Raw genomic sequence first — 22,051 nt, 5'->3', positions numbered from 1 at the left:
GGGCACATTAACACATTATTAAGATGAAAGACTATCGTAGATTGACTGAAGATGAGATACTTCAGTTGAAGAGCCAGTCATGTCTGGCCGATGATTGGGGAAATGTATCAGTGGCAGAGGGTTTTAATTGTGAGTACGTCCATCATACCCGTTTCTCGGGTGAAGTAAAACTGGGGGTATTCGAAGCTGAATTTACATTGCCGGGGGGAATCAAGAAACATTCGGGATTACGTCATGTGACGTTGCACAATGTGTCGGTGGGCGATAACTGCTGTATTGAGAATATACAGAACTATATTGCTAATTATGAGATTGGCAGTGACACCTTCATTGAGAATGTAGATATTATTTTAGTGGATAGGTTAAGCACTTTTGGTAATGGGGTAGAAGTGGCTGTCTTGAATGAAACAGGAGGCCGTGAGGTGTTGATGAACGATAAATTGTCTGCGCACCAGGCATATATTCTTGCACTGTACCGCCATCGTCCCGAGCTGATAAACCGTATGAAATCTATTGCGGATTATTATTCCAATAAACATGCTTCTGCTGTCGGCAGTATTGGCAATCATGTGATGATTCTCAATACGGGCTCGATCAAGAATGTCCGGATTGGTGATTACTGCCATATCTGTGGGACCTGCCGCTTATCCAATGGCAGCGTCAATAGTAATGTGACGGCACCTGTACATATCGGACATGGTGTAATCTGTGATGACTTTATCATCTCTTCCGGCTCTAAAGTGGATGACGGCACGATGTTGACTCGTTGTTTCGTCGGACAATCCTGTAAACTGGGACACAATTATTCCGCTTCCGATTCTTTATTCTTCAGTAATTGTCAGGGAGAGAACGGTGAGGCATGTGCTATTTTTGCAGGTCCTTTCACTGTGACACACCATAAATCTACTTTATTGATTGCCGGTATGTTCTCGTTTATGAATGCGGGTTCGGGGTCCAATCAGAGTAATCACATGTATAAGTTAGGTCCTATCCATCAGGGAACGATGGAGAGAGGAGCGAAGACCACTTCCGATTCATATATCCTGTGGCCGGCACGTGTCGGGGCTTTCTCTTTGGTAATGGGACGTCATGTTAATCATGCCGATACTTCCAATCTTCCTTTCTCTTACCTGATAGAGCAGCGGAATACCACTTATCTGGTTCCGGGAGTTAATTTGAGAAGTGTAGGTACTATCCGTGACGCACAGAAATGGCCAAAGCGTGATAAGCGAAAAGATCCGAACCGGCTGGATTATATCAATTATAACCTGCTGAGTCCTTATACCATTCAGAAGATGTTTAAAGGACGTTCCATTTTGAAAGAATTGAAACGTGTATCCGGTGAAACTTCAGAGATCTACTCCTACCAGAGTGCTAAAATCAAGAACTCTTCTCTGAATAACGGAATTCGTTTTTATGAAATCGCCATTCACAAGTTCTTGGGAAACTCCATCATAAAACGATTGGAGGGTATTAATTTCCAGACCAATGAAGAAATCCGTCAGCGACTGAAACCTGACACGGAAATCGGACTTGGCGAATGGGTGGATGTTTCCGGACTGATTGCTCCCAAGAGTGAAATCGACCGATTGTTGGATGGTATTGAGAATGGAACAGTCAATCGTTTGAAATCCATCAATGCAAGCTTTGCAGAAATGCACGAGAATTATTATACCTATGAATGGACATGGGCTTATCATAAGATTCAGGAATTCTACGGCCTGAATCCGGAAACGATTACAGCACAAGATATCATCGGTATCGTGAAAGCGTGGCAGCAAGCTGTTGTCGGATTGGATAAGATGGTATATGAGGATGCCAAGAAAGAATTTTCGTTGTCTTCCATGACCGGATTTGGTGCTGACGGCTCCCACGACGAAATGAAGCAGGATTTTGAGCAAGTACGCGGTGATTTCGAAAGTAATACCTTTGTGACTGCCGTCTTGAAACATATTGAAGATAAAACAGCTCTTGGAAACGAGTTAATCAAACGGATTGAAGCAATCGAATCATAATAGGAGTGGCAGATGGCGAACTGTGGATGATAAACAGGATATGATAAATAGCAAACTGTAAATAAAATAGTGAGCGGTGAACGGCAGATGTCAATGAATGGCATAGCTTGTTTACCGCTCGTTGTTTATTGTTTATGATTGTCTTTTGCTGTTCCTGCTTTTCTCCGTTATTCATTCTTAATTCTTCATTCATCATTCGCCATTCTTCATTCTTAATTACTACCTTTGCCACACTAACTAACATTACGTAATAAAATAAGAAACTTATGGCAACACCTCCGTTTAAGTATCAGCCCATGTTTGAAAAGGGAAAAGATACAACTGAGTATTATCTGCTTACAAAAGACTATGTATCAGTAAGCGAGTTTGAAGGAAATCCTATCCTGAAAATTGAGAAAGAAGGTTTGACTGCGATGGCTAATGCAGCTTTTCGTGATGTATCATTCATGCTTCGTCGTTCGCACAACGAACAAGTTGCTAAGATTCTGAGTGATCCGGAAGCAAGTGAAAACGATAAGTATGTGGCATTGACTTTCCTGCGTAACGCGGAAGTTGCTTCAAAAGGTGTACTTCCTTTCTGTCAGGACACTGGTACTGCTATTATCCATGGTGAAAAAGGACAGCAGGTATGGACTGGATATTCTGATGAAGAAGCGCTTTCACTGGGCGTATATAAAACATACACTGAAGAGAACCTGCGTTATTCACAGAATGCGCCTTTGAATATGTATGATGAGGTAAATACAAAATGTAACCTCCCTGCACAGATTGACATCGAAGCTACCGAAGGTATGGAATACGAATTCCTTTGCGTAACAAAAGGTGGTGGTTCTGCCAACAAGACATATTTGTATCAGGAAACAAAAGCGATCCTGAATCCCGGTACACTGGTTCCATTCCTGGTTGAAAAAATGAAAACATTGGGAACAGCCGCTTGCCCTCCTTATCATATCGCTTTCGTGATCGGTGGAACTTCTGCTGAAAAGAACTTATTGACAGTGAAGCTGGCTTCTACTCATTTCTATGATAACTTGCCGACTACTGGAAACGAATATGGCCGTGCATTCCGCGACATCGAACTGGAAAAAGAAGTTTTGGCAGAAGCTCACAAAATTGGATTGGGCGCGCAATTCGGAGGTAAATATCTTGCTCATGACGTACGCATCATCCGTTTGCCTCGTCACGGTGCTTCTTGTCCGGTAGGCTTGGGAGTATCTTGCTCTGCCGACCGTAACATCAAATGTAAAATCAATAAGGAAGGTATCTGGATTGAGAAACTGGATTCAAATCCGGGCGAACTTATTCCTGTAGAACTGCGTCAAGCAGGTGAAGGTGATGTTGTAAAGATCGACCTGAACCGTCCGATGCCTGAAATCCTGAAAGAGCTGACTAAATATCCGGTAGCTACTCGTCTGTCATTGAACGGAACGATCATCGTAGGTCGTGACATCGCCCATGCTAAACTGAAAGAACGTTTGGATCGCGGCGAAGACTTGCCACAATATATTAAGGATCATCCTATTTATTATGCAGGTCCGGCAAAAACTCCGGAAGGCATGGCTTGTGGTTCTATGGGTCCTACTACAGCAGGACGTATGGACTCTTATGTAGAACTGTTCCAAAGTCATGGCGGCAGCATGGTCATGTTGGCAAAAGGTAACCGTAGCCAGCAAGTGACAGATGCTTGTAAGAAATATGGTGGTTTCTATCTTGGCTCTATCGGAGGTCCGGCAGCTATCCTTGCACAGAATAACATCAAGAGCATCGAATGTGTGGAATATCCGGAATTGGGTATGGAAGCCATCTGGAAAATTGAAGTAGAAAACTTCCCTGCATTTATCTTGGTGGATGATAAGGGTAATGACTTCTTCAAACAGTTGAAACCGTGGAATTGCACAAAATAACCGGTTTTAACCTGTTGGGATAAAACTTTAAGAAGAGGCTAAATGCCCTGAATTTATAAAATCCCCTCACTCTGCAATGTAGTGAGGGGATTTCATCTTTTGAGGACTTAAAGACTTTCCGGATATTTATTTTTGTAGTGTAGATATCAGCCTTTCATCATTTGTGATTACTTGTTCTGTTCTTTTTTCCATTTTTCATATCTCTTCAATACCTTACTACCATCTTTGTTATACCAACTATAACCATTCCGGCGCTCATGCCCGATTTCCGATATATCATATTTTTTAATGCCGTCACGGTCGCAGAAAAAAGGCCGATTCGTTTCCAGTTCATAAAAACGTGCCCAGAGAGTTGGACAGTCTTCACAGGGAACCATACGATAGTCTTTTTTACCTTCACCGTTAGTGAAATATTCCTTCTGTATTCCTTTTATTTTAGACTTTTGGAACCATTTGATTGCTCCTTCTATGGATTTTACAATGTCTGTGGATGGATTAGGAAGTGACATCAACAGCAATACAATATTGTCCGACTCTTGTCCGCTTAGTGACGGAAGTTCATAAGCACGTGCTTTGCAGGGTTCCAAAGTGACACGGTCGTGTTGGGCGCACCATACTGTTAATTCACCATTTTGGCACACCTGCGTTTTGAGTATACACTCTATACCTTTGTTGAATGCATTGCGTGCTTGTTCGCAGATATTGTCAGGAAGAAAAGTATATGGAGCTTTCTTTTCGTATATGCTCCGAAGTTGATTCATGACTCTTACCATTGCATTGTCATTGTAGGTGATTTGTACATAATAACCTTTGGGACGTGGATAAAATTGAGGCCATCCTCCGTTTTCATACTGCGATTTGAGCAGATATTGAATACCGTTCAGCACTCCTTCTTTATATTTCTCTTTCTGTGTAGCCAGATAAAGTCGTGCCAGATATTCTATTTCTGTCGTGGTGGCATTGTTGTCGATTGTGCTTTGGTTGATATCCTCTTTGGCTTTTAGTGCCGCTTTATATTCCTGTTCTGTCAGTTCTGCCGGCATATAGATATTTTTTGGCCATCCTCCGGTGATTTGCTGATACAGTAACACGTTGTCACCAATGCGTTGGGCTTCTTCCGTCTTGAAGAAATCGTCGTCAAATTTAGGAGCGATGTGTACCCATTCTTTGTAATTTTGTTGTTTTCTGTAGTCTGTTGCTTTTTGGGCTGAGGCGTTTGTCAGGATAAAAAGTAGCAGTAAGAAAAAACCTGGTTTTCTCATGGCTTTATTATTTAATGTTTTTATAGTATGCAAATGTATGAAGAAAGAAAAATACTGATATGTAATAACTGTTTTTTATAGAGTAAAAATTGGGTTAACCCTCCCGATAAGAAGATTAACCCAATCAAAAAATAAATGGAAACTACTTCCTTATTCCAGATATTTCGTAATCTTTCCGCTGATTTGTAACAGGGATATTTCGCAAAGTTTCGTATTATATTCAGCAGAGAGGATGCGTTCCTCTGCATCTAACAAACTTTTTTGTGTTTCACGCACTTCAAAACCGGAGAGGTCTCCCTGTATATAACGGTCCATGGCAATATCGTGATTATCTTTGGCGGTTATCAGGTTTTGACGTTCCAGATTCAGCAATTGAAGATTGTTGCGATAGGCTTGCCATAGGTTACTGAGATCAGAGCGAAGTGCTAATTCCAAGTCCTGTCGTTCCAGGCGACGATTCTTGAAAGCCAGACTTGCATTTCTCTTTTCGCGGCGACGATTACCGTCGAAGATATTAAAACCGACAGTTATTCCGGCATTGAAGCCCAGTTCACCTCTTCTGCTGTTTGCATTGATGTCATACTTGTTGAACGTATATCCATATCCGGTATTTAATTTGAGATATGGATAGTTGCGTGAGTTTATTTTCTTGTAGTCCAATTGGGCAAGTACTGTGTTTTGATCGGCCTTGAGCAAAGAAGCATTGGTTGCTAACGTAGAATTCCACAAATCATCAAATTGCAAGTCGCTGTGTACGTCGATAGTGGAGTCTTTGATAATAATGTTTTGATTGACATTGTTGTTAGCCATCAGTTCATTCAACTGGATGCGTGAAGAATGTAGCAATTCCTGTTGTTTGATGTATTGGGCACTGTCTGCATTGAAATCCACCTTTGCCTGCTGATAATCCAGCCCTGAAAACTTACCGACCAGGTGACTAGCCTCGGCTATGCGCAAGCGCTCTTTGGAAAGTGACATTGCATAATGAAAGTTTTTCAGACGAATCTTCTGCTGGATAAAATTATAGTATTCGGAAGTCAGGGCAGCGATAAAATCTTCAATGGCAATACGCGTGTTGGTTTCCCCCTGACGTTCCAGCTCTTTCAACTGTTTGTAGGTGGTACTGATATTGAATCCGTCGAAAATAGTCCAGTTGAGGTTAAGACCGACATTAACTGTCTGATCGTAGACTCCGTTGTTCTTTGTTATTTCTCCGGTAGCACGCGCCTTGGTCTCAATATTGTCCAGGTTTCCGGTATATCCGGCAGAGAAGTCCAGTGTAGGCAGGTAACCTGCATTTCCCAACGTTGCGTTGTTTTTGCTGATCTGCTCTTCGTTATGGATGATACGTAAAGAGTAATTGTTTTGCAATCCTTCTTCCAGACACTCCTTGAGAGTGAGAACTTGTGCCTTTGCAAAAGAGACTGATAAGAAGGCACATGCAATGGTGATATAAATGATGCGTTTCATGCAAATTCCTTTCTGTTTCATTCTTGTAGTTTTTTGATTCGGTTAGTCGAAATGTAACTGTAAATAGCCGGTACAATGTACATCGTAAGCAGAGTGGATACGACCATACCACCCACTACCGCCGTACCCATGGCAATACGCTGGTTACAACCTTCTCCGGTGGCAAATGCCAGCGGGATAAGTCCCAAAACCGTAGAGGCACTTGTCATCAGAATCGGACGGAGGCGTTGAAGGGCAGCATCTTTGATGGCGCTCATTTTATCCTCTCCGGCTTCCTGTTTCTGATTGGCAAATTCTACAATAAGAATACCGTTCTTCGCCACCAGACCGATCAGCATGATAATACCGATCTGACTGAAAATATTCATCGTAATATCTCCGAAATACATGAAGACCAAAGCTCCGGCAATAGCCAGCGGCACTGTCAACATGATAATCAATGGATCTTTGAAACTTTCAAACTGGGCTGCCAGAATCAGGTAAATCAAAAGGATAGCCAGGATAAAGGCGAACATCAGACTGGAAGAACTTTCACGATATTCCTTCGAGTCTCCCGACAGGGCAGTACGGAAAGTGTCATCCAATGTTTCTTTGGCAATCTTATCCATTTCATCCAAGCCTTGCCCGATTGTTTTGCCGTCTGCCAATCCCGCAGAGATGGTAGCTGACACAAAACGATTATAACGATACAACTTTGGAGGTGCAATACCGCTTTCCAATTCAATCAAGTTGTCCAGCTGAATCATATCCCCGCTACTGCTACGGACGTAAATAGCTTTCAGGTCGGCCGGTTTATTTCGTTGCTGGCGGTTGATTTCACCAAGAATTTCGTATTGTTTACCGTTCATATAGAAATATCCCATACGCTGTCCACTTAATCCATATTGCAGCGTTTGAGCAATGTTTTTGGTACTTACCCCCATAATACTGGCCTTGTCACGGTTGATCTGAATACGAGCTTCCGGTTTACTGAACTTCAAATCAACGTCCGCCATCTGGAAAACAGGATTCTCATATACTTTAGCCATAAACTTGGGCAACACTTCTTCCAGCTTTTCCAAATTGGTAGCCTGAAGTACATATTGTACAGGCATGCTTCCACGACGTCCGCCGAAAGAAGACTGCTGCTGTACGAATGAACGCGCCATTGTTTTCTTCTGTACCGCTTTTGATATTTTCTCTGCCACATCCATCTGGGTATAATTACGTTCATTCATATCCTTCAGCGTGATGCGCACGTTTCCGCTACCGCTGGATACACGGGCAGTTACAGCCTCTGCATCAGGCAGAATGGAGTCTACCAGTTGATTGATGTCTTCTGTGTAATCCCTGATATATTCATAGGTGACGCCTTCCGCTCCTCGTGTATTGATACTGATTTGCGAACGGTCTTCAAGTGGGGCCATTTCCGCAGGAACTGCATTCCATAGAATACCAATCAGGCAAATGGTGATGAAAGTAAATGGAAGAGCGATCCAGCGTTTGCTAAGAAAAGCGGCAAGCGAACGGCTGTATAGCCGATTCATTCCTTCAAAGAACGGTTCTGTTTTTGCATAGAACCAACTTTGTTTTTCTCGTTTAATGAGTAACTTCGTTGCCAACATCGGAGTGAAAGTCAATGCGGCAAATGAGGATATAATCACCGAACCCGAAATTACGATACTGAACTCACGGAATAATCGTCCCGTCATTCCATCCATAAAGACGATAGGGAAGAATACCGCTACCAGCGTAATAGTGGTGGAAATAACGGCAAAGAAAATTTCTTTGGCTCCTTCTATTCCCGCTTCTTTCGGGGCCATTCCTTTCTCTATACGGATGTAGATATTCTCTGTCATAACGATGGCGTCATCTACCACCAGTCCCACCGATAGTACGATGGCGAGCATGGAAAGCACATTGATGGAGAATCCTGCCAGATACATGACGAAGAATGCACCGATGAGGGAGACAGGAATTACGATACAAGGCACCAATGTAACGCGCCAGTCACGCAGGAAGAGGAAGATAATGATGATTACGAGTACAAAAGCCTCATACACTGTTGACTTTACCTCATTGATAGACGCACGGATAAACTTGGTATTATCAAAACCGTAGTTATAGTGTACGTCTTCCGGCAAGTCCTTTTTCATCTGCTCCATACGCTGGTATACCGCATCCGCAATCTCAATATGGTTGGCTCCCGGCTGTGGAATGACTACGACACCCACCATAGGAACGCCGTTCATCTTCATATAACTCTTAATATCAGCCGGCCCCAGTTCAGCACGTCCGATATCACTGAATCGTACAATACGGTTATTCTCTTCTTTGACAATCAAGTCATTGAATTCATCTGCGGTATGCATCAATCCTAGTGTACGGATCGTCAACTCGGTGGTATTTCCTTCGATACTACCTGAAGGAAGTTCCACATTTTCGTTATCTACAGCGTTTTTAACATCGACGGGAGTGATACCGTAACCTGCCATCTTTACCGGGTCGAGCCAAAGGCGCATGGAGTAACGCTTCTCTCCCCAGATAGATACACTACTTACATCAGAAATAGTCTGTAATTGTTCTTTCACAGTCAGATCCGCTATTTCACTTAATTCCAACAGAGAACGTTTGTCACTCTGAAGAGCAACCATCAAGATAGGCATGGCATCGGCATCTGCTTTTGAAACTGTCGGTGGGTCACAGTCGCGAGGCAGATAACGTTGGGCACGTGAAACCTTGTCACGTACGTCGTTGGCCGCTGTTTCCAGATCGACGGACAATTCAAATTCTACTGTAATACGGCTTTGCCCCTGTTGGCTCACACTGGACAAAGAACGGATACCGGGAATACCGTTGATATTCTGTTCCAACGGTTCAGTTATCTGGTTTTCGATAACGTCGGCATTAGCTCCCGGATAAGAGCAGCTGACAGAAATAATCGGATTATCTACCGACGGATATTCGCGGACACCCAAATAGTTGTATCCGATGAATCCGAAAAGGAGGATAATAATCGTTAATACTGTGGCTAATACCGGGCGACGTATACTTAATTCGGAGATGTTCATTGATTTATGATTTCTGATTTCTGAATTATGATTTCTGAGTTATGGATTGAAGATTTCTGATTTTTGAATTATGATTTCTGATTTCTGAATGTTTGCTGTATTTTGCTGACTTATAAATCATAAATTATTTGGCTTATAAATCATAAATCAGAATTCATAAATCATAAATTCTCATTCTTCAATATTGTCAAGTGTTACGGCGAGTCCGGTACGGAGTTGCAATGTTCCTGAAGTGATGATTGTGTCTCCTACGTGCAATCCTCTAATCACTTGCACTTCAGATGCGGTGCGGATACCAGTAATGATATCCACCGGTTCGGCCTTTCCTGATTTATACAGATAGACTTTATCTTTACCCATTTCCGGCACAATTGCTTCCGTTGGGATGGCTATTGCATTAGGTATTTCATCCTTTTTCAACAGTACACTGGCATAACGGCCGGGAAGTAGGGTGCGATTGACATTCGGGTATAATGCACGGGCGGTAAATTGATGCAGATTCGGATCGATGGCAGATTCTACAGCGTATACCTGTGCGCCAAAAGCATCCAATGTTCCTTCAACGCTGAAATTGAGATTGGTACCCTTTTTGATTTGCTTGGCATAACGTTCCGGAACGGAAAATTCAACCTTCAGTGGAGCGATTTTTGTCAGCTTGGCAACGACTGTGGTCGGAGACGCATACGTACCGATACTGACTTGGCGAAGTCCGATCACTCCGTCAAACGGAGCACGTAGCTCTGTCAGTTCAATATTAGCTTTGATAATTTCTATATCGGCATTCAGAGTTGCTAAATCCGTTTTCACCTGTTCGTAGGCTTCTTTACTGACAGCATCCCGTTTCAATAAAGCATCCTGGCGGAATACACGGTCTTCTGCCAGTTTCAATTGCGAAATCAACCTTTGCAATTGTGCCTGCAACTGTCTGTCATTCACTTTGGCTAGTAATTGGCCTTTCTTTACGGCTGTTCCTTCTTCAAAGTTGATTTCTACAATCTTTCCCGACGTTTCGAAAGACAAATCCACTTCTTCATCGGGCAGAAGTACACCGGTAGTGGTGAATTCATCTGTCAGAGATTGCGGTTTTATGACCTTGGCATTTACATTTAAAACTTGTTTCCCTCTTTTTTTATTACCGCCCATCACTTTGTCGGCGGCTGCTAGTTCGTCGTTTTTTTTCGGTAATTGTGAGTAGATTCCTCCACCGATAATCCCGGCACCAACAAGAATAATGATGCCCCATTTAGTCTTCTTATTCATGGTTTAGTATTGTATATGGCAATTATAATATAATCTTTGAAGATTAGACTTTCCCTGACTGGAAAGGTTTAATCTGTAAATGATAGAAAAAAAGTTAATGCATCTTTTTCAATTTAATAAGCTCATACACTTAAGGGAACTATTCTTTTATGGCATATAGAAGGGTGGTTGATATGACTTTCCCTTTTTTAGTGATAGTTTCTGATTTTACCAGCCCAATATTTTTGGCATACCAATCTATTGAATATTCGGTTTCTGAAATGAACATGACTTTTCCTTTTTGTTCCGTGTAGATTTTAATGCAATCAAAATCTCCCGCAGGAGTATGTATGGTTTCACGTCCTTTATATTTTCCTTTTAGAGAAGCTTTCATAGTCATTGGTCCTGATTTTTGCAAGAAATTACACTGTGGTATATCATCTCCATTCTGAACATGATCCTTTAAAGGTATGCTAATTCGTCCTTCTGCATATATGTTCTTAGAATATTTCTGATATTCATATTCTGATTTACCATCCAAAAGGATAACTTCGGTCATATCTTGACTCTTATGATAAATATAGAATAACCTGTTGATACCACTTTTTATACTTAGAGAATCATAGTGCTCTCCGAAAGCATCTTCTCTTATGATTAAGCGATCACCTTTATCAACCACGTCTGCGATGCACATAGTATCTTTCAGTGTTTTTCCTTCCTTTACTTCGGTTGTTACATAGTAAGCAGTTCTTCCTTTTTTAATACTGCAATATTGTGCATGTGCGGAAATTATGTATAAAATGAAACATAATAAAACTAAGATTTTTTTCATATTGTTTTTTTGTGTGTACTATTATAACTATAAGTGTGAACAGCATTGGTTTTATAAGCACGCTGCTCGCATTTTTTCTAATAAGCAGCCCGATATTTTCCTTCCTCTTTATCTTCCAACATATTGAGATAAGAGGTATAACGGGATTCGCTGATGAGGTGCTCTTCCACTGCTTTGCGTACGGCACATCCCGGTTCATGACGATGTGTACAGTTGCCATATTTGCAGTCGGCGGAGGTTTTGAATATTTCGGGAAAATAATGTCCGATCTCTTCTTCTTCCATATCGAATGTGCCGAAGCCCTTGATACCCGGAGTATCGATGATATAGCCATCTCCTTCCACAGGGAACATTTCGGAGAAAGTAGTAGTATGCATTCCTTTGTTGTGGTAAGAAGAAATTTCGCCGGTCTTGGCTGCTATGCCCGGCAGTATGGAATTGATAAGAGTCGATTTGCCGACTCCCGAATGTCCGGAAAATAAAGTAATCTTGCCTTCCAGTGCTTTTTTGATTTCAGCCACTCCAGTGCCGCTCTTTGCGGAAACTTTGAAGCAAGGGTAGCCGATTTGTGTGTATAAGTTGATAAGTGCGTCCAGATAGCGGAGTTCATCTTCGTCGTAAGCATCTACCTTATTAAATACCAGTTTTACAGGGACGCGATAGGCCTCTGCGGATGCAAGAAAGCGATCAATAAAAATAGTGGAAGTTTCCGGATAATTGATGGTTACCACCAGCATACACTGGTCGAGATTGGCAGCAAGGATATGAGATTGTTTGGAAAGATTGGACGAGCGGCGGATGATGTAGTTCTTTCTATCTTCTATTTCACTGATAAAAGCAGTGCCTTCCTGATTAAGTATAATCCGGACACGATCACCCACTGCAACAGGATTAGTACTGCGAATCCCCTTCAACCGGAAATTCCCTTTGATTTTACATTCAATAGATTGTCCGTCATCGGTTTTCACCTGATACCAACTACCCGTGTTTTTGATTACTAATCCTTTCATATAAATTATAAATTAAAAATGAAGAATGAAGAATTCAGGCTGTGTTTCAACTGAATAATACAGCATTATAATTCCTCATTCTTCATTCTTAATTCTTCATTATTTTTTAGACGGTCATAATTTCTTTATCCTTTTCAGCCAGCATATCATCGATTTGTTTGATATACTTATCATGGATTTTTTGCAGTTTGGCTTCCGCATTCTTCTGCTCGTCTTCTGCCAATCCGTCTTTTACGGCCTTTTTCAGTGCGTCGATGCCGTCACGACGCGCGTTGCGTACGCTTACTTTAGCCGTTTCGCCTTCTCCTTTACACTGTTTTGCCAGTTGTTTACGACGTTCTTCCGTCAGGGGAGGGATGCCGATACGGATCATTTCTCCATTGTTTTCGGGCATGATACCGAGGTCAGAGTCGATGATTGCTTTTTCGATGACACGGAACATGCTTTTATCCCAAGGCTTGATTACGATACTGCGGGCGTCCGGAGTAGTAATTGCTGCTACATTGCTGATAGGTACCATACTTCCGTAAGAATCTACGCGGATACCATCTAATAAGCGTGCACTCGCTTTTCCGGCGCGGATATGTGCCAGTGCTTCTTCCAGATACATGATGGCCATATCCATCTTTTCTTGTGCATTGTCAAGGCAAGTCTTTACGTCTACCATATTTTTTGAGATTTAAAATTGCATTTTGATTGATTAAGTAGCAAAAGTATATTATTTTTTGTTCATCTGCAACAGCATACCCATCTTTTTTATGAGTGACTTGCCAATGATAATCAGGGTAACGGCGGTGATAATCATTAAAATACCCATCATTAAGCGGGGAGTCAGTTTTTCGTGAAACAGGAGAACACCGAAGAATAAAGCTGTCACTGGTTCCAGAGCACCCAATATTGCCGTTGGTGTAGAGCCTATATAATGGATGGCCAGTGCGGTACAGACCAGTGATACGGCAGTTGGCAGGATGGCGAGTGATAGTACATCGGCCCAGAGCCAGGCAGACGGTATTACTTGCAGTTCCGTACAGAAATTTAAACGGACGATATAAACCGATAGTCCGAACAAAATGGCATAGAAGGTAAGTTTCGTGGTCGGCAGGTTTTTCAATGTCGAACGGTTTACACCTACTATATATATAGCATAAGAGAGAGAAGACAACAGAACAAAGATAATTCCCAAAGTCGATAGCGGTTTGTTGCCGTCTCCCTGATAAAGCAAGGCAATGCCTGAAAGTGCCAGCAGGATGGAGAAAACGGTAATGGCGGAAATCTTTTCCTTGAAGAATATTCCCATAATGACAGCTACCATCACCGGATAAACAAACAGAATCGTTGAAGCAATTCCGGCATCCATATAATTATAGCTCATAAACAAAAGCAGTGATGAAAAAGAGAATAACAGCCCCATAATGACTAAGGGCAAAACGTCTGCCTTATGAAGTGCAAAAGACTGATGCTGCATTTTCATTAGAATACCCAATACGATTGTCGCAAAGAAGTACCGGTAGAATAAAACGGTATCGACACTCATTCCGGCTGCATAGAGCGGAAGTGCAAAAAGAGGATTCATACCGTAGCTCGCAGCGGCAATCGCTCCATAGATAAAACCTTTGGTTTTGTTAGTCATTGTTTTGCTTTTTTTAATGGCGTGCAAAAGTACGCAGTTCACCAATGATAAACAAGTGTTTAGGCGGTTGATAGTATAATTTAATCTTTCGTATGCAAAAAACTATTTCTTGGTAAAGAGATAACTAATCTTGTTTATGCATAAAATTAATCGTCTGACTATAGTCAAACTTGCGTCTGACTACTGTTAAACTTACGTCTAACTATAGTTGAACTTTCGTCTGACTATAGTCAGACGAAAAAGAATTAACCGTTAGATGATTAATTTTATTCGGTAGGGAGATTAGTTATACGCCTCCCGAGTAATAGTCTGCAGGCAATAGGCAATCAGGTTTTTGAATAAACGCTTGCATATATCTTGGATTTTCCCGAATATTGCATCTGAATTATCGAAAAACACAGATGGCCAAAGCTAAATTTCTTGTTGTTTATTGCCTGTTCATATCGGGACTTTGTTGCATGGCAAATGTGACGAAGGATATCAATATGCGCTTTAAGGACGTAAGGCAGGGACTTTCTCATCAAACGGTCAATTGTTTCTATCAGGATGAATTCGGATTTTTGTGGATCGGGACTCAAGACGGGCTGAATCGATTTGACGGACGTAAGTTTGAAGTATTCAAACCGGATAACGCTAATCCTTATTCCATCAATATCAATAATATCAGGCAGGTTTGCGGAAATAAAGCCGGATTGCTCTTTATCCGCAGTTTGCAGAGCGTGACTCTTTATGATATGCGTTTGAATCGTTTTAGGGTGTTGCGTGAAGGAGAAGTTGCGGGAATCTGTTATGCGCACGATGCATTATGGATAGCTACCGGAAAGGAAATCTACCGTTATCGCAACCTCGACCAGGCGCCCGAGTTATTCTTTTCATTTCCTTCAGATGAGGAGGATGTATTGATGAACAGTCTCATGGTTCGTCAGAATCAGACAGTGGTGGTGGGTACTTCTTCGAAAGGTGTATACTGCATCGACCAGTCTGCACATATCACCCGGCGTATGGATGTGGGAGCTGTCAATTCAATAACGGAAGACAGAAACGGGAGTATCTGGATAGCTACCAGAAACAGAGGGCTCATACGGTTGGATGAAGATGGAAAATTTACTCATTTCAAGCATAATAAGGTAGCTGAAAATACGATTAACCATAATAATGTGCGTCATGTGACGCAAGCTAATGATAGTCTCCTGTATATCGGAACCTATGCCGGTTTGCAGACTTTAAACCTGTTTACCGGAGAGTTTACAGATTATGAATATGACTTGAATGTGGAGGCGGCCGATATACGTTCTATTATTTCGATGCATTACGACGCTTCGGGGACTTTATGGTTGGGGACTTTCTATCAGGGAATCCAATATTATAATGTAGCGAATGATGCTTTCCATTTTTACCGCTCGTCTACGGCTGTTGGCGGTCATTTGAATTCTTATATTATCAGTTCCATTGCCGAAGACCGTTCCGGCCGGATCTGGTTTGCAAGTGAAGGAAGTGGGTTGAACTATTATGATAAACATACCAAACGCTTTTTCCCTTTAAAAAAGGTCTATTCTCAAGAGCTTTCTTTTAAGATAGTGAAGTCTCTTTATTATGAGAGAGAGCCGGATTATCTTTGGGTAGCTTCTCTTTATCAGGGAATCAACCGGATTAATCTGTCGACCGGACATATAGAATCTATCCCGGAAAACATCTATACTCCGGAAGGAAAAACAGTTGTTGACAGAGCTTATAATCTGGTGAAAATGATAGAGTTTGCCGGCCACGATTCTTTATTGATAGCTGCCAAGGGAGGATTGCTTGTATTGGATAAGAAACACCTTCGACTTCATCATTTCGAACACCCTTCGTTGGCTGCCAAACATCTGTCGCAGGTTTGGGATATGACGTTTGACAAAGACGGGGATTTATGGCTGACTACCTCTTTTGATCTGATACGAGTCAACCTCAAAGCGGGCACTGCCCATAGTTATCCTTTCTCCCAAATAGCGCAGAGCACAGCGCAGCATCACATCAACCACATTTTATGTGATAAGAAAGGACGTATATGGCTGGGATCGACAGGCTCGGGAATTTATCTATTTGATAAGAAGACAGATTCTTTTGTGGGATACGGAGCGAAACAGGGATTGGAAAATGGATTTATAACCGGATTGGTGGAGAGTCCTTTGGATGGTTCTATCTATGTGGCAACCAATGGTGGTTTCTCTAAATTCAATCTGGCAACGACTACATTCGAGAACTATAACAGACAGAGTGATTTTCCCTTGAATAATGTAAATGACGGAGGGTTGTATATTGCGTCCGACCACGATATTTACGTGTGTGGTCTGGCGGGTATTGTCTCTATCGCCCAGGAAAAGCTGAACAAACAGTCTGTTGACTATGATGTGTTTGTAAAACGGGTGCTTGTGGATAATACGGAAATACAACCACTTGATTCGTTGGGGCTTATCAAAGAAACCGTACTGTATGAACATCGGTTAGTATTGCCGCCCAGATATTCTTCCGTCACTTTTGAGATAGCAAGTAACACCCTGAATAATATTTCTAATATCGGCCTGGAATATAAACTTGAAGGCTTTGACAACGAATATATGAAGGCGGGCGATAATACGATGATTACCTATACCAATCTTCATCCGGGGCATTATACTTTCCATGTCCGTGGCGACCAGGTGGGCGTTCACGGTCAGGAAGCACCTTCCGTTAGTTTTGAGCTGATAGTGGAGGCTCCGGTTTATCAGCGGGCATGGTTTATTTTGCTGATGGTGCTGGCAGCTATCCTCATTGCCGGCTATATTATCCGTATGTTCTGGATACGAAAAACCTTGCGGCACTCTTTATTGGCCGAGAAACGGGAAAAAGAGTATATCGAAAGTGTGAACCAGTCCAAACTGCGTTTCTTTACCAATGTATCGCATGAATTCCGTACCCCGTTAACACTTATATCCAGCCAGCTCGAAATGCTCCTGATGCATAAGGACATTATTCCTGAAGTATATAATAAGATTCTGGATATTTATAAAAATTCCCGTCGGATGAATAACCTCGTGGATGAAGTCATTGATATCCGCAAGCAGGATCAGGGATACTTGAAACTAAAGATTTCTAAAGAGAATATTGTGGCGGTGATAGAGGAAATTTGTGGTTCTTTCTATAGTTATGCCCAACTGAATAAGATAGATCTCCGCTTTTCTTCCACTCTGAAAGAAGCTGATTTGTATATTGATAAAACACAGATAGAGAAAGTATTCTATAATTTATTGTCCAACGCTTTTAAGTATACGAAGCCTGGTGACTGGATTTCTGTTGAGCTGTCAGCGGAAGGAGATAATGACATTGTGATTTCAGTCAACAACCTGGGGGTAGGCATTGATAAATCCAAGATCAAACATGTATTTGAACGGTTTTGGCAGGATGATTCGGCAACAACCACACGAACTGTCAAAGGGTCGGGCATTGGATTGGCGATGGCGAAAGGAATTGTAGAGTTGCATCAGGGAACCATCGGAGTGGAAAGCGAACCGAATAGAGTTACCTCTTTTACCGTTACTCTCCACCGGGATGCGAATATGAATATGGAAGTCTCTTCCTCCGCAGACGAGCACGTTGCCGAACATTATATAATAGAGCCTCAAGAAATCTCGGAAATGGTGAAGCCGGATAAAACGGTGAAAATACTGATTGTAGAAGATAACCCGGAAATGCGTAAAGTATTGACGCAGATTTTTGAACAGATATATGAGGTATATACGGCTGCCGACGGGCAGGAAGGATTGGAACGGGCTTCTTCGCTCCAACCGCAGATGATTGTAAGTGACATCATGATGCCTGTCATGTCCGGACTGGAAATGTGCGAGAAGTTGAAAAGTAATTTGCAGACCAGCCATATACCTGTTGTCTTGCTGACAGCCCGCAACCGGGAAGAACATACTTTGGAAGGCTTGCAGACAGGTGCGGATGATTATATCTCCAAACCTTTTAATATCAAGATATTGGTAGCCCGGTGCAACAATATCATCCAGACTCGTAAACTACTTCAACAACGGTTTGTTCGAAACGACGAACCTAAAGTGGAAGACCTTCCGTTTAATCCGATCGATAAAAAGATGTTGATGGATGCTACGGCGATTGTGGAATCTTATATTGATAACCCAGACTTTGACGTAGCTACTTTTGCACGAGAAATGTGTATGAGCAGAACGTTGCTTTTCACCAAATTGAAAGCATTGACCGGACAGACCCCGAATGACTTTATTTTATCTTTGAGACTGAAAAAAGCAACAGAAAAATTGCGGAATGACCCCAATGCCCTGATTGCTGATATAGCATTTGATTACGGTTTTTCTAATCCAAGTTATTTTATCCGGTGTTTTAAAAATGCTTATGATATTACTCCGGCTGCTTATAGACGGAAATATGCAAACTCTTAATTTATAGTGTTTTATATACTTTCTGCCTGACGAGATTTGTACTATTTGAACTTTTATACGGACGATTCTATTATTCGAAATCATTAATAATTGGGATTTTTGCGCTGTAATCATTCAAATTATTACATAGTATGAAAAACATCGTAATTAAATGGGCTGTGTTCCTGACAGCCTTTCTTATCTCTTTAGAGGTTAGTGCTCAAAACGTCAGAGTTTCTGGAGTGGTGACAGACGCACTTGGACCGATCCCCGGAGTTAATATCATGGAGGAGGGGACTACTAATGGTACAGTGACGGATGTAAATGGAAAATATTCAATCAGTGTATCGGCTAAATCTACCCTTGTTTTTTCTTGTATAGGATATAAGGAACAAAAAATACGTGTCGGTACGAAAACGGTGCTGAATGTGAATATGGTGGAAGAGTCGAAAATGCTCGATGAATTGGTGGTTGTCGGTTATGGAGTTCAGCGTAAGAGTGATGTGGCCACTTCGGTAGCTTCGGTCAAAGCGGATGAAATGAGAACATTTCCCGCCGGAAATGTGGCTGACATGTTACGTGGACGTGCCGCAGGTGTGAATGTAACGAGTAGTTCCGGACGGCCGGGATCGACTCCTTCGATTACCATTCGTGGTTCCCGTTCTATCAGTGCGGACAATGCACCTTTATATATTATAGATGGTTCTCCTTCCAGTGCAACAGAGTTCAGTACGTTGAGTGCGGATGATATTGAATCGGTTGAAATCCTGAAAGATGCTGCGTCACAGGCTATTTATGGTGCACGCGCCAGTGACGGTGTGGTACTGGTGACTACCAAACGTGGTAAAGCCGGAAAAGTGGAAGTCAACTATAATGGTTATCTGGGTATTCAATCTCTCTGGAGAAATTTCGATTTCTACTCTCCCGAAGAATATATGCAGCTTCGTCGTGAAGCAAAGGCGCATGATAAAGGAATAATTGATGCGCGTGAGATTTCTATAGCCGAAGCGTTGGAAGACGAGGTGATGCAGCGGGTATGGGCCAGTGGAAAGTTTATCGACTGGGAAAAAGAAATGTTCAGAAATGCAATCTATCATAATCACGACGTCAGTGTACGTGGAGGAACAGAAAAAATCAAAGTATCGGCAGGTGCCAATTACTTTGACCAACAAGGAATGGTGGTTACCGGATCGGGGTATCAGAAGTTTTCTTTAAGACTGAATCTGGACTTTGAAATAGCCAAATGGATTAGTTTCGGTATCAATTCTTCTTATGCGATGACAAAACAAGATCGTGAGGATGGTAACTTTAATGATTTTATTACCAGTTCTCCATTGGCGGAGATATATGATGCGGATGGCAAGTATACAAAATATATCAACTCGGAAGGAAATTATAATCCTTTGTACCGTGCCGAACATTATGGACGTGAAGTAACCCGTGATAATTACCGCCTGAACTTTTTTATGGATGTGAAACCTTTCAAGGGATTCAATTATCGTCTGAATACTTCTGTTTATAATCAGACGTCTGAAGACGGTTCTTATAAAGATTCCCAATATCCGGGAGGCGGAGGAACGGCCGTTCTTGACGAATCGCGTACACAGAACTGGCTGGTTGAGAACATTGTGACCTATAAAGTGCCTATCCGGAACAAGAAACACCAGTTGACATTGACCGGCGTTCAGTCTGTCGACCATAATGGGTCGAAGTCTATCGGGTACTCGGTTGAGAATCTTCCGGTGGATAAAGACTGGAACTTCATTTCTCAAGGTGAGTTTACAGGCAAGCCTCGTCGTCAGTTTAATGAAAATAACCTGGTGTCTTTCATGGCTCGGGCGCAATATTCGCTTTTAGATCGTTATTTGTTGAACGTGGCTGTCCGCCGTGACGGTTCCAGCCGTTTCGGAAAAGAAAATAAATGGGGAACTTTCCCGTCGGCAGCTTTTGCCTGGCGTGTCAATCAGGAGAGTTTCCTAAGAGATGTGTCGTGGATTGATAACCTGAAACTGCGTGTAAGTTATGGTATTGTAGGTAATCAGAACGGTATCGGCAATTATACTACTTTGGGACTGGCTGATAATAAAGAATATGAGTTTGGAAATGTTTTTCAAATGGGATATTTGCCGAGCAAGGAACTGTCTAATCCAAACCTGAAATGGGAACAGTCTGCAACAGCTAACTTTGGTGTTGACTTTAGTTTCTTCAATGGGCGTCTGAATGGTACGGTTGAGTATTATAATACACATACGAAGGATTTGTTGGTGAAACGTTCCCTGAATGCGTCACTCGGATATACTACCATGCTAGATAATCTGGGAAAGACGAAATCCAGTGGTATCGATCTTTCTTTAAATGGTGACGTGGTACGTACAAAGGAGTTTACCTGGACACTCGGAACTAATTTCAGCATGTATAAGAATGAAATTGTCCGTATTGACGATACTCTCGATGAGAACGGGAAACCGGCAAGTCAGGTAGCCCAGGGGTGGATTATCGGAGAACCGATCAATGTATACTATGATTATCTGATAGATGGAATTTTTCAGTATGATGATTTTGATATCACTCGTGATGGTACGGGAAATCTGGTCTATACCCTGAAAAACACCTATGATAGTGATAATGACGGTGTGGCCGACAGTCCGATTAATTACGGTGGCGCTATTGAACCGGGAATGGTCAAGGTGCGTGATAACAACGGGGATGGAAAGATTACAGCTGATGACAGGGTACCTATCCGTAAAGATCCGAAGTTTACACTCTCCCTTTCTTCTACATGGAACTGGAAAGGATTTGACCTGTTCATGGACTGGTATGGAGTTTCCGGCAGAAAGATTAAGAACGGTTATTTGTACGAGTATAATTCCGGTGGTTCTTTACGTGGAAAATTGAATGGGGTGAAGGTGGATTATTGGACTCCGTTCAATCCTTCGAACAAATTCCCACGTCCTTCTTATAGTGCGGACCCTGCATATTTGAGTGCCATTGCCATTCAGGATGCTTCTTATATCCGTTTACGCACCTTACAACTGGGATATACTTTCCCCACCCGACTATTGAAGAATACTCCGATTCATAAATTACGCTTGTATGCAACAGCTACTAACTTGCTGACATTTACGGAGTTTAAATCTTATAGTCCCGAACTGACTCCAGGGTCTTATCCGGAGTCCAGACAATATGTGTTTGGTGTCAATGTTTCATTCTAAAATAAAGAATCC

General features: G+C 42.0%; 13 protein-coding genes. 4 read left to right on the top strand and 9 right to left on the bottom strand.

What is annotated here, in order from left to right; genetic code table 11:
• Positions 1 to 23 precede the first annotated feature (23 nt).
• Entirely contained in the window at positions 24 to 2,015 is a 1,992-nt protein-coding gene (locus Bovatus_RS11320; RefSeq protein ID WP_004299189.1) for a DUF4954 family protein, read from the top strand.
• Here the strand turns inward: Bovatus_RS11320 and Bovatus_RS24740 are convergent.
• Positions 1,987 to 2,247: a hypothetical protein gene (locus Bovatus_RS24740; protein ID WP_224262987.1), complete on the bottom strand. Its 261-nt coding sequence runs from the start codon at positions 2,245 to 2,247 to the stop codon at positions 1,987 to 1,989. The genes Bovatus_RS11320 and Bovatus_RS24740 overlap by 29 nt on opposite strands.
• Before the next feature lie 34 nt (positions 2,248 to 2,281).
• Between Bovatus_RS24740 and Bovatus_RS11315 the strand changes: the two genes are divergently transcribed.
• Positions 2,282 to 3,919 (top strand): fumarate hydratase, encoded by a 1,638-nt coding sequence (locus tag Bovatus_RS11315; RefSeq protein WP_004299191.1) that lies wholly within the window; start codon positions 2,282 to 2,284, stop codon positions 3,917 to 3,919.
• 167 nt (positions 3,920 to 4,086) lie between these two features.
• Here the strand turns inward: Bovatus_RS11315 and pelA are convergent, their stop codons facing one another.
• The 8 genes from pelA to Bovatus_RS11275 all read right to left on the bottom strand — a co-directional run bounded on the left by pelA (position 4,087) and on the right by Bovatus_RS11275 (position 14,412).
• On the bottom strand, positions 4,087 to 5,181 hold the full coding sequence (gene pelA, locus Bovatus_RS11310) for a pectate lyase (protein WP_004299192.1): 1,095 nt from the start codon (positions 5,179 to 5,181) through the stop codon (positions 4,087 to 4,089).
• Positions 5,182 to 5,331: 150 nt separating this feature from the next.
• Positions 5,332 to 6,672, bottom strand: coding sequence for a TolC family protein (locus Bovatus_RS11305; RefSeq protein WP_004299193.1), 1,341 nt, complete (start codon positions 6,670 to 6,672; stop codon positions 5,332 to 5,334).
• Positions 6,669 to 9,701 carry an efflux RND transporter permease subunit gene (locus Bovatus_RS11300; protein WP_004299194.1) on the bottom strand — a complete coding sequence of 1,011 codons (3,033 nt, stop codon included), beginning with the start codon at positions 9,699 to 9,701 and terminating at the stop codon, positions 6,669 to 6,671. Before Bovatus_RS11300 ends, Bovatus_RS11305 begins: the two co-directional genes overlap by 4 nt.
• A 171-nt stretch (positions 9,702 to 9,872) precedes the next feature.
• Positions 9,873 to 10,961 carry an efflux RND transporter periplasmic adaptor subunit gene (locus Bovatus_RS11295; RefSeq protein ID WP_004299195.1) on the bottom strand — a complete coding sequence of 363 codons (1,089 nt, stop codon included), beginning with the start codon at positions 10,959 to 10,961 and terminating at the stop codon, positions 9,873 to 9,875.
• A 139-nt stretch (positions 10,962 to 11,100) separates the two neighbouring features.
• Complete coding sequence (locus Bovatus_RS11290) at positions 11,101 to 11,772, bottom strand: TapB family protein (RefSeq protein WP_004299196.1); 672 nt, start codon at positions 11,770 to 11,772, stop codon at positions 11,101 to 11,103.
• 77 nt (positions 11,773 to 11,849) lie between these two features.
• Positions 11,850 to 12,782 (bottom strand): ribosome small subunit-dependent GTPase A, encoded by a 933-nt coding sequence (gene rsgA, locus Bovatus_RS11285; RefSeq protein WP_004299197.1) that lies wholly within the window; start codon positions 12,780 to 12,782, stop codon positions 11,850 to 11,852.
• Positions 12,783 to 12,888: 106 nt separating this feature from the next.
• Complete coding sequence (gene frr / locus Bovatus_RS11280) at positions 12,889 to 13,449, bottom strand: ribosome recycling factor (protein WP_004299198.1); 561 nt, start codon at positions 13,447 to 13,449, stop codon at positions 12,889 to 12,891.
• Between the two features lie 51 nt (positions 13,450 to 13,500).
• Positions 13,501 to 14,412 (bottom strand): EamA family transporter, encoded by a 912-nt coding sequence (locus Bovatus_RS11275; protein WP_004299199.1) that lies wholly within the window; start codon positions 14,410 to 14,412, stop codon positions 13,501 to 13,503.
• Between the two features lie 401 nt (positions 14,413 to 14,813).
• Between Bovatus_RS11275 and Bovatus_RS11270 the strand changes: the two genes are divergently transcribed.
• Together Bovatus_RS11270 and Bovatus_RS11265 are read left to right on the top strand one after the other, a co-directional pair.
• Positions 14,814 to 18,848: a hybrid sensor histidine kinase/response regulator transcription factor gene (locus tag Bovatus_RS11270; protein ID WP_004323491.1), complete on the top strand. Its 4,035-nt coding sequence runs from the start codon at positions 14,814 to 14,816 to the stop codon at positions 18,846 to 18,848.
• A gap of 131 nt (positions 18,849 to 18,979) precedes the next feature.
• Entirely contained in the window at positions 18,980 to 22,039 is a 3,060-nt protein-coding gene (locus Bovatus_RS11265; RefSeq protein ID WP_004299201.1) for a SusC/RagA family TonB-linked outer membrane protein, read from the top strand.
• Positions 22,040 to 22,051: the final 12 nt, after the last annotated feature.

Origin of the sequence: Bacteroides ovatus (assembly GCF_001314995.1) — a bacterium.
GTDB classification, from domain to species: domain Bacteria; phylum Bacteroidota; class Bacteroidia; order Bacteroidales; family Bacteroidaceae; genus Bacteroides; species Bacteroides ovatus.
The sequence above is the reverse complement of the archived record's forward strand: the minus strand, read 5'-3'. Positions and strand labels throughout refer to the sequence as shown.